At 73.2% G+C, this 298-nt stretch carries 1 pseudogene; it reads left to right on the top strand.

Going from position 1 to position 298, the window contains the following annotated elements:
* A pseudogene (locus KVT44_RS55945) lies at positions 1-298 on the top strand (hypothetical protein); the annotation flags it as partial.

Raw genomic sequence — 298 nt, 5'->3', positions numbered from 1 at the left:
CGGGCCGCCGAGCACGATCCGCTCGGTCGGCACCCTCGCTCCCACCGGTGTCGACGACAGCGCGACGATCGCCCTCAAGACGGATGCCGGGGCGCAGGCCGCGCTCACGACCACCTTCGGTGCGGTCACCCCCGTCGAAGCGACGGTGTTCGGCTCACGGGGGCGGCTCGACGTCCTCGCGCCGTTCTACGGCCCCACCGGTCTGCGGCTGCAGCTGCACGGTGCCGACGAGGAGGTGTGGCACGACGACGCGCTCCCCACCGTCCACGACGGCCTCGGTTACCAGGCCACGGCCTTC

The sequence above is a fragment of the Streptomyces sp. GbtcB7 genome, from assembly GCF_019091445.1.
GTDB lineage: Bacteria > Actinomycetota > Actinomycetes > Streptomycetales > Streptomycetaceae > Streptomyces > Streptomyces mirabilis.
This window is presented reverse-complemented; position numbering and strand designations above follow the sequence as displayed.